The 18,982-nt window shown below is 54.3% G+C and carries 1 protein-coding gene; it reads right to left on the reverse strand.

Features of this window, described 5'->3' with window-relative positions; all coding sequences use genetic code 11:
• Positions 1–18: 18 nt before the first annotated feature.
• Positions 19–18,912, reverse strand: a complete 18,894-nt coding sequence (locus MHH25_RS26905; RefSeq protein WP_340018591.1) for a non-ribosomal peptide synthase/polyketide synthase — start codon at positions 18,910–18,912, stop codon at positions 19–21.
• Positions 18,913–18,982 lie beyond the last annotated feature (70 nt).

Raw genomic sequence — 18,982 nt, forward strand, 5'->3', positions numbered from 1 at the left:
GGCAATTACTTCTAAGAATTAGAAAATAATATCAATAGCCTCTAGCTCATCTTGCTCCTGTTCGGATTGCCCGTTCAGGGAAATATCCTTGAGCAGCACCGAAGGCTGTTCGCCAATTTGGGTGATGATCACGAGCAGGTCCTGAGCGAAATTGTCGATCAGATTGCGCGTAAACAACTTGGTAGCATATTCAAACTGCCCGTTCATTCCCTCATCCAGCAACGAAATGACCAAGGTAAGGTCAAATTGAGCAACCGCATGCGTTTCCGGATAAGATTCGATCTGGATATCCCCGAAGCTTTGAACGTTATCTTCCTTCGTTTCCAGCGCAAACATGACATCAAATACAGGATTGCGGCTTTGATCTCGCGGCACCTGCAGCTTTTTCACAAGCTCTTCAAACGGATAATCCTGGTGGTCGTAGGCCCCCAGCATCGTTTCTTTGACTTCGTTCAAGTAAGCAAGGAACGTCTTCTCCCCGGATGGATAATGACGAATCGCCAACGTGTTGACAAACATTCCGATGAGCGGCTCCAGGTCGGCATGTGTGCGGCCTGAAACCGGTGTGCCTACAATGAAGTCTTCTTGTCCCGAGTACTTGCTGAGCAGGATTGAATAGGCCGCCGATAACACCATATATAGGGTAGCACCGTTCTCATCGGCAATGCGCTGCAAGTTGTCAGTCATCTGCTTGTCGATACTGAAAGGCAGCACATCTCCCTCAAAGCTGCGAGCGGCAGGTCTGACAAAGTCCGTAGGTAGCTCAAGCGTTGGCAGTTCACCTTCCAGCATGTCCAGCCAGTAGGCTTCCTGGCGTTTCAGCCGTTCTTTTACAGGTTCGGACTGCTGCCAAGTGGCAAATTCCTTGTATTGAATCCGAAGCGGTTCCAGCGTCTCACCGTTATACAGGCGTAGCAGCTCTTCGATGAAGATACCCATCGACATGCCATCCGTGACGATATGATGAATGTCCAGCATAAGCAGATGACGTTCCGCTTCCCATTCAACTAAGCCCACACGCAGCAGCGGCGGCTGCTCCAAATCAAAGACACGTACAAAGGCATCCGCAATGCTTTTCGTTTCACTTTCCGTCGCCTTTGTATACTCGACGGCAAACTCCAAGTCCAAATAAATCCGTTGTACCGGTTCGCCGTCGACCATTTCGAAGCCGGTTCGCAAAACTTCGTGACGAGCGATTAATCCTTTGAGCGCCGCCTCGAATTGATTCCGCTCCAAGCGCCCGACGAGAACCGTCATGCCGGACATGTTGTAACTAAGCTCGGCCCCTTCCATCTGCTGCTGGATGTACAGCCGCTTTTGCACAGAGGAAAGCGGATAATACTCCCTTTTATCCAGAACCGGAATGGAAAGAAACTCCTGCTGCTCCAATCGGCTAATCACTTCAGCCATCGCTTCAATAGTCGAGTACCGGAATACATCGCGCAGTGGCAGGTCCACGTGCAGCTCCTTGTGCACCTTGCTGACCAGCGTCGTCGCCCGCAGCGAATGACCGCCGAGGTCGAAGAAGTTGTCCGTCACACCAATCGTAACTGACCCAAGCACGTCCTGCCAGATGGAGACCAGTTTCGTCTCCAGATCGGTGCGCGGCGCCACGTATTCGCGCCCTGCACTTGCTCCCTCTTCCGGCGCCGGCAGCGCTTTCCGGTCGATTTTCCCGTTTGGTGTCAGAGGTAAATGCTCCAGCTCCACAAAGTACGACGGGATCATATAACCTGGCAGCTCGCTGGAGATCGCTCGTTTCAGGTCGGCCGCCGTCAGTTCGATATCCGTTGTGTAGTATGCGCACAGTGCCTTTTGCCCGTTCGCATCACTTCGAACCAGCACCACCGCTTCGCGTATACCTACCACCCGCAGCAGCTGCGACTCAATCTCACCCGTTTCGATCCGGTAGCCCCGGATTTTCGCTTGATTGTCGATCCGGCCGATGAAATCCACGTTTCCGTCCTCCATCCACCTCGCCAAATCTCCCGTGCGATATAACCGCTCACCCGCGGTGAAAGGGCTGTCTACAAACTTCTCTTCCGTCAGCTCTGGACGGTTCAAGTACCCACGTGCTACGCCAACGCCGCCGATGACCAGCTCGCCCAGCACACCGACGGGTACGGGATTCAGATGTGCATCCACGATGTAAAACTTCGCATTCAACCACGCTTTGCCAATCGGCACATGGCCTGTTTGCGGCAGTTTCTCCAACTGCTCGTCATAGAAACTGGAGTCAATTGCCGCTTCCGTCACACCGTAGGCGTTAATAATGCGGAACGACGAGCCAAACCGCTCCTGCAAGGTACGGTAATCCGCTATACTGCAGCTGTCCGAGCTTGTGATCAACAGCGCCATACCGCTTAACTTTAGCCCCTGCTCATGCACGTATTCCATAAACGGCACGATCAGTGCTGGTGTTGATTCAAAGATCGTCACTTGCTCCTGCTCTATCCAGTGGTGCAGACGAGACGGATCAATCCGGTCGTCCTTCGGTACAATGACCATGGTGCCTCCGTTATACAACGTGCGTGCGATATCGCCCACGAAAACATCAAACGAGAAGCTTGCGAGTTGCAGCAGTCGCACCGGGAACTGATCCAACCGGTATTCCCGTCGGTAGCCCGCTGCCGTGTTCACCAGGCTGCGATGCTCGATCATCACGCCTTTTGGCTTGCCCGTCGTTCCCGACGTGTAGATGACGTACGCCAGATCCTCCGGACGGGCTTCATGGAAGCTGTCCATACCGACAACATCAACATCATTTGGATGACTCTCGCCACCACCGTTCACAGCCCCCGTTAGCTTGCCGTTGACTCGATCGGGAGCACTGTTGGAGCCTTGGCCAAAGTCCATTGGCACATTGCTTCGTTCCTCGCTGTATGACGTTTCGTCGTCGAGATACAGCACCGTCGCCAGTGCCAGTTCCTCTTCACCGAGCCAGGCTTCGGCACGCTCTCGCAGCGGCGTTTGCGTCAGCAGCACCTTCGCTCCGCTGTCTTCGAGCATGAACCGCACACGGTCTGCCGGATAATCCGGGTCGAGGGGTACATACGCCCCGCCTGCTTTCCAGACGGCCAGCACGGCCACCAACAGGTCCACCGAACGCTCGGCGAGAATGCCAACGATTGACTCCCGGCCGATGCCGCTTGTGCGCAGCGTGGCCGACAGGCGGTTCGCCCGCTCGTTCAGCTCCGCATACGTCAGCCGATCGTTTTCGTAAACGACAGCTTCAGCTTCCGGCGTGTGTTCCGCCTGTTCCTCGAACAGTCGATGGAACGCTGCCATAAGAGCCTCTTCCGGTTGCGCAGGGTTAAACGCGCCGACAATCTGCTCTTTTTCCTCTGCCGTTAACAAGTTCAGCTCGGCAATAGTCGCCGACGGGTTGCAGAGAATGGATTCAAGCAGCTGCAAGTAGTGAACAGCCAATTTCTCCACCGTTTCGGTTTTGTATAGAGCTGTGGCGTATTCAAACAGATATTCCAAGCCGTCCTCAATCTCCGTAACGTCCAAGCTGAGATCGAATTTGGAAACAATTTCTTCGCTGGCATACGTCGACAAATGCAGTCCCGGAAGCTGGATTTCCACATTTTCTGTATTCTGCAAAGCAAACATCGTATCGAACAGTGGATGACGGCGTAGATCACGAGCCACGTTTACCTTATCCACCAGTTCCTCAAACGGATAATTCTGATGTTCAAAAGCACTCAGCGTTGTCTCCTTGATCTCCTTCAAGTAGTCAAGGAACGTTTTACCGGCAGCCGGGTAACTTCGGATGGCCAAAGTATTAACGAACATCCCGATCAGCGGTTGAACGTCGCTATGATTTCTGCCCGCAATCGGCGTACCTACCACCACGTCTTCCTGACCTGAATATTTATGCAGAAGCACGTTATATGCCGCAAGCAGAACCATGTAAAGCGTTGCGCCGTTTTCAGCTGCAAGCCGTTTCAGACCTTCGCTTTTCTCAATATTCATAAACAATTGCAGCGTGCGGCCCTCATAGCTCTGCATAGCCGGGCGCGGATAGTCCGTTGGCATTTCCAGAACTGGCAGTTCTCCGCGGAACATGTCAATCCAGTAGGCTTCCTGCTTGGCAAGTTGCGTTTTCTGCTCGTCCGATTGCTGCCATACTGCATAATCTTTGTACTGAATGCGGAGTGGCTTGAGCGGCTCCCCGCTGTACAAGTGCACAAACTCTTCGATCAGTACGTCCATTGAAACGCCGTCCGATACGATATGATGTGTATCGAACATCAGGATGTGCCGGTCCGGCGCGAGTTCGGCAATGCCCACCCGCAGAAGTGGCGGCTTCGCTAGATCAAACGCACGAACAAATTGGCGCACCGTTTCTTCCGCCTGCTCCCCGCTGATCTGCACATATTCCACCTGGAAGGTGACTTCTTCGTAAATCCGCTGAACCGCTTCGCCTTCAACCATCTCAAAGCTGGTACGCAGCGTTTCATGACGAGCTACAAGCTCGCGGAACGCTTCTTCAAACCGCTGCCGGTTGAGCTGCCCTTTGAGCAGCATAGCTCCCGGTATATTGTAGCTCAGCTCGCCTCCTTCCAGCTGGTTCAAGATATAGAGACGTTTCTGCGCAGAAGAGAGCGGATAATACTCGCTAGGTTCCGCAGCCGGAATAGCCATAAACGAGCCGATCTCCAAATGCTCCATAGCCACAGCCATTTCCTCAACTGTCGAGTAGCGGAATACGTCGCGAAGCGGGAATTGGGCGCCCAGCTCCTTATGCATTTTGCTGACAAGTGTTGTCGCCCGCAGGGAGTGTCCTCCGAGGTCGAAGAAGTTGTCCGTTACGCCTACCGCCTTATCCCGAACAAGTACCTCCTGCCAAATGGCGGCCAGTTTTGCCTCCAGTTCGGTGCGCGGCGCCACGTAATCGCAGCCTCCGCCTGCTCCCCCTGCCGGCGCTGGTAGCGCCTTCCGGTCAATTTTCCCATTCGGCGTTAGAGGCAATTGCTCCAGTTCGACGAAGTACGACGGAATCATGTATCCCGGTAGCTCGCTGGAGATCGCCCGTTTCAAATCTGCCGCCGTCAAGCCTTCTTCCACTGTATAATAAGCGCACAACGCTTTCTGCCCTTCTTGATCTTCCCTGACAACAACGACCGCTTCCTTCACGCCACCTACACTCAGCAGCTTTGCTTCGACTTCGCCCGTCTCGATCCGGTAACCCCGGATTTTCGCCTGGTTATCGATCCGCCCGATGAAGTCCACGTTGCCGTCCTCCATCCACCGCGCCAAATCTCCCGTGCGATACAACCGCTCACCCGCAGTGAAAGGACTGTCTACAAACTTCTCTTCCGTCAGCTCTGGACGGTTCAAGTACCCGCGCGCCACACCGAATCCGCCGATAACCAATTCGCCCAACACACCGACCGGCACCGGGTTCAGGTACGCATCCACGATGTAAAACTTCGCATTCAACCACGCTTTGCCAATCGGTACATGGCCTGTCTGCGGCAGCTTCGCCAACTCCTCATCATAGAAACTGGAGTCAATTGCCGCTTCCGTCACGCCGTAGGCGTTGATGATGCGGAACGACGAACCAAACCGTTCCTGCAAGGTCCGGTAATCTGCCACACTGCAGCTGTCCGAGCTTGTAATCAACAGCTCCATACTGCTTAACTCTAGTCCCTGCTCATGCACGTATTCCATGAACGGCACGATCAGTGCCGGCGTTGATTCAAAGATCGACACTTGCTCCCGTTCTATCCAGTAGTGCAGACGAGACGGATCAATCCTGTCGTCCTTCGGTACAATCACCATGGTCCCTCCGTTGTACAGCGTCCGCGCGATATCACCCACGAACACGTCAAACGAGAAACTGGCGAGTTGCAACAGCCTTACCGGGAACTGATCCAACCGGTATTCCCGTCGGTAACCCGCTGCCGTGTTCACCAGGCTGCGGTGCTCGATCATCACGCCTTTTGGCTTGCCCGTCGTTCCCGACGTGTAGATGACGTACGCCAGATCCTCCGGACAGGCTTCATGGAAGCTGCCTATACCGACAACATCAACATCATTTGGGTGACTCTCATTACGGTCGTTCACAGCACCCGTTAGCTTGCCGTTGACTGGATTGGGAGCACTGCTGGAGCCTTGGCCGAAGTCCATCAGTGCATTCGCTCGGTCTTCGCTGTATGACGTTTCGTCGTCAAGATACAGCACCGTCTCCAGTGCTAGTTCCTCTTCGCCGAGCCAGGATTCCGCACGCTCTCGCAGCAGCGTTTGTGTCAGTAGTACCTTCGCTCCGCTGTCTTCCAGCATGAACCGCACGCGGTCCGCCGGATAATCCGGGTCAAGCGGTACATACGCCCCTCCCGCTTTCCAGACGGCCATTACGGCCACCAGCAAGTCCACCGAACGCTCGGCGAGAATGCCAACGATTGACTCCCGGCCGATGCCATTTGCACGCAGCGTTGCCGACAGGCGGTTCGCCCGCTCGTTCAACTCCGCATACGTCAGCCGATCGTTCTCGTACACGACAGCTTCCTCTTCCGGTATGCGCTCCGCCTGTTGCTCGAACAGTCGATGGAACGCTGCCACTGGAGCCATTTCCGGCTGCACCGGATTAAACACGCCGACAATTTCTTCTTTTTCCGCTGCCGTCAAAAGCTCTAACTCATGTACACGAACATTCGGATTAGCCGCAACCTGCTCCAATGCACGGGCAAAATGACCGTGGATCTGCCTGATGTCTTGCTCTCTAAATGTCAGTGCATTGTACGTAAACCGCAGCAAAATATGCTCTTCCGGAATGACGGTAATGTCCAGATCGTAGTTCGTTTGTTCCGGCGATTGGATATTAGCGATTTTCAGCGCTTCTTGTCCTCCGCCGACAACCTGCTCAATCTGTTCTTCCATCGGATAATTTTCAAAGACCATAATATGGTTGATCAAGTCGCTCTTTTGCTCGCTCAGCGACTGAATTTCGAAGAGCGGGAACGTTTCGTAAGCTCCCGATGTCAGCGCTTGATCCTGGGTTTTTCTCAAAATATCAGCTACCGTCTCCTCGGCTTTACCTTGAATACGGACGGGGATCGTATTAATAAACAGACCGATCATGCTTTCGATACCCGGAATCTCCGCCGGACGCCCGGATACGACGGAGCCAAATACAACATCTTCGCTGTTGTTGTATACCTGCAGAACCAGTCCCCATACGGTCTGCATGAATGTATTAAGCGTCACCTGATGCTGGCGCGCCACCCGCTCGATTTGCCCAGTCAGTTCCTTGCTGAGTTCCACATCGATCTCAGCTGCTTCAAAAGTGCCCTGCTTCAGCCCTGTTTTCTCCCGAGGCAGCTTGGTCTGCTGATCATAACCCGCCAAATACTCGGACCAGTAACGCGAAGCTTTCGCGGCATCTTGAGCTTCCAGCCATTCGATATACCGAGAGTACGAGGTAACCGGAGGAAGCTCCAGCGTCCGTTGCTCCTGGAACGCGAAGTAGGTGTCGAACACTTCCTTGATCATTAAGGACATGCACCAGCCGTCCAACAAAATGTGATGGTGACTCCAGATCACTTGGTAGGACTCGTCGCCCGTACGCAAAACTGTAACGCGCATCAGAGAGCCTTGGGCCAAATTGAACTTGTTCGCTTTATCCGCGCTGACAAAATCGGCTATCGTCTTCTCCGGGTGTTCATCTCTTGCCGAGCGAATATCTTCAAAGTACACTTCACACTTCCGCTCGCGGAATACCACTTGAATCGGCTCGTCTCTCCAGCCGGTAATAAAATTGGTCCGCAGCGCCTCATTTCGCTGTACCAGCGTATCCAATCCGCGGGTGAAGGCTTCCACATTCAGGCTTCCATACAGATCGAAGGTCACCTGTTCGAAGTAGGCTTCCGAATCGGCATCCAGCAAGCTGTGGAACAACATCCCTTTTTGCAGCGGAGTAAGGGTGTATACATTCTCCAGTTCGCCGAGTGCCGTCGTATGTTCTGACAGCCGCTCCAGTTCCTCCACCGTCACATCTTGAAGCAGTACGTCACTAGGCGTAAGCTCCGGCCGCTCTTTCGATACGCAATGGCTGATGACTTCAAGCAAACTCGATTGAAGCAGGGTGCCCAGGCGCTCAACCGTCTCCCGTTGATACTGGGTTTCCCCATAACGGATCGTAAGTTCCAACACGCCTTCCGATACCATACCGTTGATATCGAGGACATAATTCATCACAGCATTCGGGCTTGAATCGGAGCCCGGACTGAACGGAGACGGCTGCGAGCCGCTGCTTTCGTAATCCTGGTCGAACTGACCCAGATAGTTGAAACTGATCTCCGGCTCTAAAGCAAAGCGCTCGCCGTCATGCGGCGCCGACAAATAACGCAGGATGCCGTAGCCGATTCCTTTGTTCGGAATGCGGCGCAAGTTTTCTTTCACCTGTTTCACCTGATGACCGAGCGCCTGGACGTGACCCGGCTCCAGAACGACAGGGAATTGGCTTGTAAACCAGCCTACCGTCCGCGTAATGTCCACATCCGGCAAAAGTTCTTCCCGACCGTGGCCTTCGAGATTCACCAGCACGCGTTCCCGACCGCTCCAAGCTTGTACCGCGAGGCCAAGCGCGGCAAGCAGCAAATCGTTCATTTCCGTATGGTAAGCACGGTGTGCCTGCTTCAGCAGCTGTTCGGTTTCCTCCGCCGTCCAGCGGACGGTCACGAGCCCGCTGTCCTTCAGCTTGGATGTGCCTTGTTCAAAATCTTTTGGAAGCGGCTCATAGGTCAATTGCTCGAGATGCTGCCAATACGCTCTCTCGCTTTCCATCGCCGGACCGTTCGCATAATCAGCGAGCTGTTTCGCCCACGTTTGGAATGAATCCGTTTTGAGCGGCAGACGGATCAGCTGCCCTTGCAGCGCCTGCTCATAGCCGACAGCAAAATCCTCAAGCAGAATCCGCCAGGATACGCCGTCTACGACCAAGTGGTGGATCGCGATCAGCAGATGATCTCCATCCGTACAGCGGAACAAGCCGAGCTTCAGCAAAGGCCCTGCCTGCAGGTCAATGCTGCGCTGAAGCTCGTTCGCCTTGGCTTCGATCGCCTGCGCGCAGTCCGTCATTCCACGGAAATCGATCACTTCCAGGTTGTAGAGCTCGCCATCGCTTTCCGCGATGCCCCGGTTCCATGCCGCATACCCGCTCTCGGTCCGGCTGAAGACGAGGCGCAGCGCATCGTGATGCTCGGCCAGCTTCCGCACGGCCTGACGAAGCGCCGCTTCGTCATAGCCTTCCTCCCGGTACAGCATCACCGCCTGGTTAAAGTGGTGCAGCTCGGCGAACGACTGCTCGAAGAACCAGCGCTGAATCGGCGTCAGCCCCGTCTCTCCCGTTGCTGCCCCCTGATCGGCGCGTCTTAAGACCGACTGGAGATACGGGCTTAATTCCGCTACGGTCGGATATTTGAACAAATGCTTAATTTCCAGCTTGTACCCGGCCTGATGTAGCCTGGACGACACCTGGATCGATTTAATTGAATCCCCGCCGAGTTCGAAGAAATTGTCCATCACGCCGATCGGACGACCCGTTCCCAGCACCTTTTGCCACACCGCAACCAACGTCTGCTCCGCCGCCGTCCGGGGCGCCACGTATTCCGTTCCAACGAGCATACTGCTTTCCGGTGCGGGCAGCGCCTTGCGGTCGAGCTTCCCGCTGTGTGTGAGGGGCATCCGCTCCAGCTGCACGAAGTAGGACGGAATCATGTACGCAGGCAGATCCTCCGCCAGCGCGCTTCGCAGCTCGCTCGCCGCAAGCGGCTTGTCCGCCACGAAGTACGCGCAGAGCTGCTTCTGACCGGCTTCGTCCTCTCTGGCGATGACAACCCCCTCTTGGACGGACGCCGCTTTCAGGACCTGCGCCTCCACTTCGCCGAGTTCGATCCGGTACCCGCGGATTTTCACCTGATGGTCGATCCGGCCCATATACTCGATGTTGCCGTCCGGCAGCCATCTGGCCAGATCGCCCGTCCGGTACATCCGCCCGCCCGGCGCAAACGGACACTCTACGAATTTCTCCGCGGTCAGCTCGGGACGGTTCAAGTAGCCTCTAGCCAGACCTTCGCCCGCGATGCACAACTCGCCCGGCACGCCGACCGGCTGCAGCGCTGTCGTCCCTTCCTTGACAATATGCAGCCGGATGTTCGAGATCGGCTTGCCGATCGGCACCGATACATTCGCCTCTTCCGGTCCGCAATCGTAGTACGAGACATCAACCGTCGCTTCCGTAGGCCCATAAAGGTTGATCAGCTGCGCTTGATTCACGGATGACGAAATCCACTGCCAGAACCGGCTCACATGCGACGTCGCCAGCGCTTCCCCGCTTGCAAACACCCGTTTCAGCGAAGACAGCTTGTTACCCAGATCTTCGCTCGGCTGACGCTCGACATATTCGAGGAAGACGTGCAGCATCGACGGCACAAAGTGCATCGTGGTGACGGCTTGCCGTTCGATCGTGTCCAGAATCGTCTCGGGATTCTTCTCTCCGCCCGGCGGCAGCAAGCAAACTTTGGCCCCCGTCCAAGCCCACCAAAACAGCTCCCACACGGAAACGTCGAAGGTGATCGCCGTCTTTTGCAGAATCGTATCCCTGGAGTCGATCGGGTATGCATTCTGCATCCACAGCAGCCGGTTGATCACCGGACGGTGCTCCACCATGACGCCTTTGGGCTTGCCTGTCGAGCCCGATGTGTAAATGACGTAGGCCAAGTGCTCCGGTCCGCTCGCCGGCTCCAGGTTCGAGCCGTCTTCATCATACGCGGATGGATCGTTCAGATCGACGAGCGATAGACCACCAAGTGGCTCGGTCCCGGCAAATGACGCGCTTTCCCGCAAATGGCTCTGAATCAGCAGCAGCCTAGCGCACGAATCTTCGAGCATGTAGCGGATACGCTCCTGCGGGAATTGCGGGTCGATCGGCACGTAGGCGCCCCCGGCCTTCAAGATCGCATAGATGCCGACAATCATCTCCAGCGAGCGCTCGGCCATGATCGCGATCGGCTGATCGGCCTGCGCGCCAGAGGCACGCAAGGATCGCGCCAGCCGGTTCGCCCGCTCGTTCAACTCCCGGTAAGTCAGGCGGCTGTCCTCATAGACAACGGCCACCTGCTCCGGCGTTCGCTCTGCTTGCTCCTCGAACAGCTCGTGGATCGTTCTCTCTCTCCACGACTCATCCGCTTCCAAGCCTGGACCCTCTGAGGCGGATTGCTTCGCTAGAGCCGAAGACGACACGGCAAACCCGACCAGTAAATCATGCTTTTCGCTGTCCTTCAAGATGTTCAAATCCGAGATCCTCGCACCCGGCTGAGCTAGGATCGATGCCAAAAGCTGCTCGTAATGACCCGCCAGCCGTACCATCGTTTCCTGTCTAAACAACGAGGTAGCGTACTCGATCTTGCAAACCAGCTCGTTACCCTCTTCCACGATATCCAGGCTAAGATCAAACTTTGCTCTCTTTTCCTCGATGTCAAACAGCGACCATTGCAAGCCTTCCAGGGCTAAATCCAGACTTTCGTGCTTTTGCAAAGAAAACATGGTGTCAAACAGCGGATTCCGGCTTAAATTCCGGCTCACCTGAAGAGCTTCTACCAGCTCCTCGAACGGATAGTCCTGGTGCTCGTAGGCTCCAAGCGTTGTTTCCTTCACATCCTGCAAGTAATCCAGGAACATCTGTTCTGCCGTCGGACCCAAGCGAAGGGCCAGCGTATTTACAAACATGCCGATAATCGGTTGTAGGTCGGCGTGAGAACGAGCGGCAATCGGAGTGCCGACTACGATATCTTCCTGTCCCGCGTATTTATGAAGCAATACGGAGTAAGCAGCCAGCAGAAGCATGTACAGCGTCGCCCCCGAATCTCCGGCAAGCCGTTTTAGAGCTTCGCTTTTCTCCGCATCCAGCGCAAACGTGAGCGTTTGACCGTCAAACTGTCGGACGGCTGGGCGGGAAAAGTCAAGAGGCAGCTCAAGAACCGGAAGCTCGGATCTGAATACCCCGCGCCAGTATTCCTCCTGCCGTTTGATACGCTGACATTGCTCGTCGGATTGCTGCCAAACGGCGTAATCCTTGTATTGAATCCGCAGCTCCGGCAATTCTTCCCCATTGTAAAGCCCCACAAATTCGCGTAGTAGCACGTCCATGGAAAGACCGTCGGAACCAATATGATGCATATCCAGCGCAAGCAGGAATTTCTCTTTCTCAAGTATGATCAGCAGGGCGCGCAGCAAAGGCGCCTGGGTCAAGTCAAAAGGCTGAATGAAGCCTTCCAGAATGGCCGCGACCTGATCTTTGCTTGCTTGAAGCTTCTCGACCTTGAAATCTACGAGCGGATGAATACGCTGAACCGGCTCTCCATTCACGATTTCAAAACCGGTGCGCAGCATATCGTGCCGGGCCACCAAAGTAGTCAGCGCCTTTTCCATTTTGGCCTCGTTCAAATTCCCTTTCAATTGCAAGGCGCTCGGGATGTTGTAATTCAGCTCCGAGCTATCTAGCTGGTGCAGGACATACAGCCTTTTTTGCGCAGAGGAAACTGGATAGTACGCTTTCTCTTCCGCTTTTGGAATCGAGCTGTGCTCTGATTCTTCCAAGCTGGCAATAGCCCCGGCCATCGATTCTACCGTCATATAGCGGAACACATCGCGCAGCGGAAGTTCAACGTTCATTTCCTTCCGAATCTTGCTGACAAGGTTTGTCGCCCGCAAGGAATGCCCTCCGAGCTCAAAGAAATTGTCCAGGACTCCAATGCCGGAGTTGCCCAGCACTTCCTCCCAGATCTTCACAAGCTGGGACTCCGTAAGGTTACTAGGGGCTACGTATTCGACGCCTGTTTGCAAGCTACCTTGCGGCTCCGGCAGCGCTTTGCGGTCCACTTTGCCGTTAGATGTCAGCGGCATGCGCTCCAGCTGCACGAAATACGACGGGATCATGTATCCCGGCATTCCCTGTGCCAGCGAGGTTCTCATTTCGCTGACTGTCAGCGTCCGGTCTGCAACAAAGTAGGCAACAAGTGCCTTCTCTCCCTCGTTGTCCTGACGGGCGAGCACCACCGCTTCTTCCACGCCCTCCACGTTCAGAAGTTGCGTCTCGATTTCGTCCAGCTCGATCCGGTACCCGCGGATTTTGACCTGATGGTCGATCCGGCCGAGGTATTCAATGTTGCCGTCCGGTAGCCATGCCGCCAAGTCGCCTGAGCGATACAGTTTTTCCCCCTCCGCAAACGGGGAATCAACGAACCTTTCCGCCGTCAAATCCGGTCGATTCAGGTATCCTCTTGCCAGGCCTTCACCGGCCACGTACATTTCGCCTGCTACGCCGATCGGAACAGGACGACGGTTTTCATCCAGAACATACACGCTCAGCGTCGGGATCGGCTTGCCGATATTACTCTTTGCCGCCTCCATCTCGATCCATGTAATTTCCTTATACGTCACGTGAACCGTCGTCTCGGTAATACCGTACATATTGATCAGCTTTGTCTCCGGGTACTTCGTCTTGAAACCCTTGAGCAACAGCGGGCTGAGTGCTTCGCCGCCAAAGATGACGTTGCGAATCCGCAGATTGTACGGATGGTCCGCTAAAACCTCACGCAGCAGTTGGTAGAAATATGTTGGCGTCTGGTTCAAAATCGTGACCCGTTCGCGGCTCAGCAGTGCCAAGAACTCGGCTGGATTTTTCGCCGTAAGTGGCGGTACGATAACCAGCTTTCCTCCATTCAGAAGTGCTCCGTACATCTCCCAGACGGAGAAATCGAAGCAGAACGAGTGGAATAACGTCCACGTGTCGGACGGCCCAAAGTCGAACAGGTTCTTGTCGTTGAACAAAAGGCGCACGACGTTTTTATGCTCAATCAACGTGCCTTTGGGTTTGCCGGTCGTTCCCGATGTGTAGATGACATAAGCCAAGTTACCCGGGCCAGAAATTGGTTCCAGATTCGAATCGTCCAGTGCATCAGCGGAGTCCGCCCCTTTGTCGCCCCAAACGAAATCGTCCAATTCAAGGCGCGTTCCTGCGAAATCGGTCTTCTCATGCAAATGCTTTTGAATCAGCAATAACGGTGCGCCCGAATCCTCAATCATGAAGCGGATGCGTTCCTCCGGGTAGTCGGGATCGACAGGCACGTAGGCTCCGCCCGCTTTGAGAATCGCCAGAATGCCGACGACCATATCAAGTGAACGTTCGGCCAGAATCGCTACCAACTGATCCGCTTCGACTCCTGTCTCCCGCAGCTTACGCGCAAGGCGGTTGGATCGCTCGTTCAGTTCGTGGTAGCTCAACAGCCGCTCATTCATGACGACGGCCACGTTATCCGGGTAAAGCTTCGCCTGCTCTTCGAACAAGCCATGAATCGTCTGCTGCCGTGGGTAGTCTGCCTCCGAATCATTAAAACCGCGCACCAGTTCACGGATTTCCTGCTCGGTTAGCATTTCCAGCGAAGCAATATCCCCTTCCGGCGCTGTTGCGATAGTTTCGAGTAGCTTGTCATAATGTCTGGCGAACCGCTCCGCGGTCTCCTGTTTATACAAAGCCGTAGCGTACTCCAACCGGCATTCGAGCTGACCATCCAGCTCCGAAATATCCAGAAGCAGCTCGAACTTGGACGTTCGGTTTTCCAACGGATAAAACGATTGCTCCAGCCCCTCGATGACAATTTGCTCATTCTCCGTATTTTGCAGAGAGAAGAACGTATCAAAGAGCGGATTCCGGCCGGTCGCGCGCGGAATATGAAGACTTTCCACCAAATCTTCGAACAAATAATTTTGGTGTTCAAAAGCCCCGAGTGTGATTTCCTTCATTTCTTCCAGGTACTTAAGGTACGGCTTGGAACGCTCCGGATGGCTGCGAATGGCAAGCGTGTTGATAAACATACCTACGATTGGCTGCACTTCTTCCTGCGTTCTTCCGGCAATCGGGGTTCCCACGATCAGATCTTCCTGACCCGAGTATTTATGCATAAGGATCGAGTAAGCAGACAACAGCACCATGTACAGGGTCGTGCCCGTCCGTGCGGCCAGTTCTTTCAGCTTCTCCGTCCGTTCTTTCCCAATATCAAACTTCACGGTCCGGCCGTCAAAACTTTGCACCGCAGGCCGCGGGAAGTCCGTCGGAAGTTCCAATACAGGCAGCTCGCCCGACAGCTGTTCCAGCCAGTACTCCTTCTGCGGCTGGATCAACTGCCCGTAGGCTTCGGAATGCTGCCAAACGGCATAATCTTTGTATTGAATACGCAACGGAGCCAGCTCCTCACCCCGATACAGGCGGCTGAACTCGTCGAAAAGCAATGCTGTCGAGATGCCATCCGAGACGATGTGATGCATATCGAACAACAGGATGTGGCGATCCTCGGCGACTTCGATCAGGCCGATGCGAAGAAGTGGCGGCTTGGTCAGATCAAACGGGTGATAGTATGCTTCCACCACATGGTCCACTTCTCGCTCGCTCGCCTGGAAATAATCTACAGCAAACTCCAACTCGTCATAGATGCGCTGCACAAGCTCGCCTTGAACCTGCTCGATCCCGGTACGCAGCGTCTCATGGCGCTGAATCAGCGCCCGGAACGCGTACTCTACACGCGTGCGGTCCAGCTTGCCTTCGAGAAGAAGCGCCGCCGACATATTGTAGCTACGCTCGGCCGCGTCAAGCTGGCGCAGGACGTACAGACGCTTTTGCTCGGATGAAACCGGATAGTACTCGGTCTCTGCCGCCTTTGTAATCTCATACGTTTCTTGCTGCTTTAAACCGCTAATTCTTTGGGCAAGCTGTTCGATCGTGGTGTAGCGGAAAACGTCCCGCAGCGGAACCTCGACTTGCAGCTCTTTTCGAATCTTGGAAACAAGCGCGGAGGCCCGCAAGGAATGACCACCCAGGTCAAAGAAATCGTCTTGGACTCCAACTCGCACAATACCTAGGACCTGCTGCCAAATAAGAGCAAGTCTTGTTTCCAGCGTTGTGCGAGGAGCCACATACTCACGGCCGGCTTCTATCTCTCCGGTCGGCTCAGGTAGCGCTTTACGGTCAATCTTGCCATTCGGTGTGAGCGGAAGCTGATCAAGAGACACCAGTCGGGCCGGGACCATATGGGCAGGCAGCTCTTGTTTCAATTGGGACAGCAGATCGCTCAGCTGCAAGGAAACATCCCCCGCCACGTAACCGCACAAATACTTTTGCCCCTGCTCATCCGTACGGTCAGTCACCACAGCCTGCTTGACCCCCGCGAAACTGAGCAGGACCGTTTCAATTTCGCCGAGTTCGATCCGGAACCCGCGAATTTTCACCTGATAGTCGATCCGGCCGATGAAGTCAACGTTGCCGTCTTCCAGCCAGCGGGCCAAATCTCCTGTCCGATACAGACGTTCTCCAGGCACAAACGGGCTGTCTGCAAACTTCTCGGTGGTTAGGTCCGGACGGTTCCAATACCCGCGCGCCACCCCGGCGCCGCCGATGACAAGCTCCCCCGGAACCCCTACAGGAACCGGCTTTAACCCGGCATCTACAATGTAAAACCGGGCGTTCAGCCAGGCTTTGCCGATCGGCACATGACCCAACGATGGCAGCTTGTCCAGCGGCTCATCGTAAAAACTGCTGTCAATGGCCGCTTCGGTAACGCCGTAGCTGTTGATGATGCGGAATTGTCCGCCGAATCTTTCCTGCAGCATTCGGTAATCGGTGACACTGCAAGCATCCGAGCTGGTAATCAGCAAATGCATGGAGCTGACGTCCAGCCCTTCTTCATAAATATGCTGCATGAACGGCAGGATAAGCGCAGGTGTCGATTCAAATACCGTAATGTTTTGGTCCCGAATCCAGCCGTATAAGCGGTTCGGATCAATCCGGTCATCCTTTGGCACAATTACCATCGTTCCTCCGTTATACAGCGTCCGCGCGATGTCTCCAACGAACACGTCAAACGAGAAGCTCGCCAGTTGCAGCAACCGCACCGGGAACTGATCCAACCGGTACTCACGGCGGTACGCATCCGCCGTATTCATGAGGCTACCATGCTCGATCATGACGCCTTTTGGACGTCCCGTCGTACCGGAGGTGTAAATCACATAAGCCAAGTCTTGTGGGGCACTGTCAGCAGATTCAAATTCCACGGCTGAGGTATCCCCGTTATACATCTGTTCATCGTCCATCGCATAGACAGCTTGAAGCTTCAGCCGGTCATCGGCCAGCCAACCTCCGGCCCCCTCCAACAGATGACGCTGCGTAAGCAGCACCGATGCTTCGCTATCGCTGAGCATGTACTCAATCCGCTCCGCTGGATAATCGGGGTCCAGTGGTACATAAGCTCCGCCGGCTTTCCATACGGCGAGCACACCGACCAGAAGTTCCACCGAACGCTCTGCCCAGATCCCCGTAATCGTCTCCCTTCCCACGCCCTGTTCACGAAGGAGCGCAGCCAGCCGCTCAGCGCGTTTGTTCAATTCGCCGTAAGTCAGCTTTTTGTCCATGTAAACAACTGCCGGGTGATCCGGAATGTCTCGGGCAAACTTTTCGACATACCGATGAAACGCTATTCCCTCGCTCAGTGCTGCCACCGGCGGGTTAAACACGTCCAGAATACGGTGTCTCTCCTCATCGCTCAACAGAGAAATCTCGCTCACCCGCAGTTCCGGAGTCTCAAGAAACTGGTCCAAAACGGTTACATACTGTTCCATAATGCGATCAATCTCGGTCGTCTCGAACAGGCCGGTACGATAGGAAGCATGGAGAATGACATGGCCTTCATTCAGCATATGGTCGAAGCGCAGCAGTAGATCGTCCATCTCGTGTCTAGCAAAGTGAGCCTCCAGACGTACCTTGATTTCTTCGTACTCCACGATTTTCAAAGGTAGATATTCCAGAGACGTGCGGAACAACTCCGAAAGATCGTTGCGGCCGTGTTGTTCGCGTAAATCCTGAATCAATTGGTTATAAGGATATTTCTGATGCCGCAGATCCGCCGTATTTTCCTTGGAAACGGTTTGGATCAAGGAAAGCACGGACCCAACTGGATTCAGACTAATCCGCGTAGCCACGGTGCTGACGAACATACCGATCGTTTCTTTTTCCTTCTTGCTCGTGCGATTGGCAAAAACCGTGCCGACTGGAACATCGGTGCTGTCGGTCAGCTTATACAATAAGACGTACATGGCGGACAAAAATAACGTATATAAACTAACCTGATATTGTTCGCTAAAAGCCAGAATGCGGTCATAGCGGGAACCATCCAAAGTGATGGAACGTTTATTCGATTCGCTACCAATCGAGAATGGCGGAACTGATTTAATGCCGCTCGTTTCAGGCAAAGTCTTGTACTTGGTTAGCCAATATTCCTTGCCTTTTTGATAACGCTGCGATTGCTCATATTCATGCTCAGTTGAAATATAATCCAGATAGGATGGGGCCTGGTAACTGCTGAAGATGCCATTGCGCAGTTCCAGGTATTTTTCCATCACCGCATGCAGCAAAGCAGTGACGGACAAGCCATCGGCGATGATATGATTTATAGTCAAATTAAGCCATACTTGGCCGTTCGCAAAATGGATCATCGTAAATTGATAGAGGTGTTCGTCGAACACACTCGCCGGTTTTTCGGTTACTTCTTTCACCCAAGCATAGAATTGTTCGGTTGTGCCTATTTCGAGGTGGCTTATCCTGGTTTGGACATTCTCCAGCTCTTCGAACCACTGCGTTGGATTTTGCATATCCCCGCTAATGCGGATTCGGAAAGCGTCATAGGTTTTTACAATCTCTGCCGCCGCTTGCTCAAGCAGCTTGGTGTCGATCTCGCCCGTAATCTGGTAGGTCGCGGAAAGCATCGTGATGGATGTGCCCGGATTCATAATTTCCATGAACCATATCCGGCGCTGGGCTTGCGTTAATCCATATTGCTTGTTCGTATTCTCTCTCACATCGACACACTCCCGTATTAGAGATTGTTTGTAGATAGGCTTTATACCTGAATATCAGCAGGAAGCCGCC

The sequence above is a fragment of the Paenibacillus sp. FSL H3-0457 genome (assembly GCF_037981725.1).
In the GTDB taxonomy this organism is placed as follows: Bacteria; Bacillota; Bacilli; order Paenibacillales; family Paenibacillaceae; genus Paenibacillus; species Paenibacillus amylolyticus.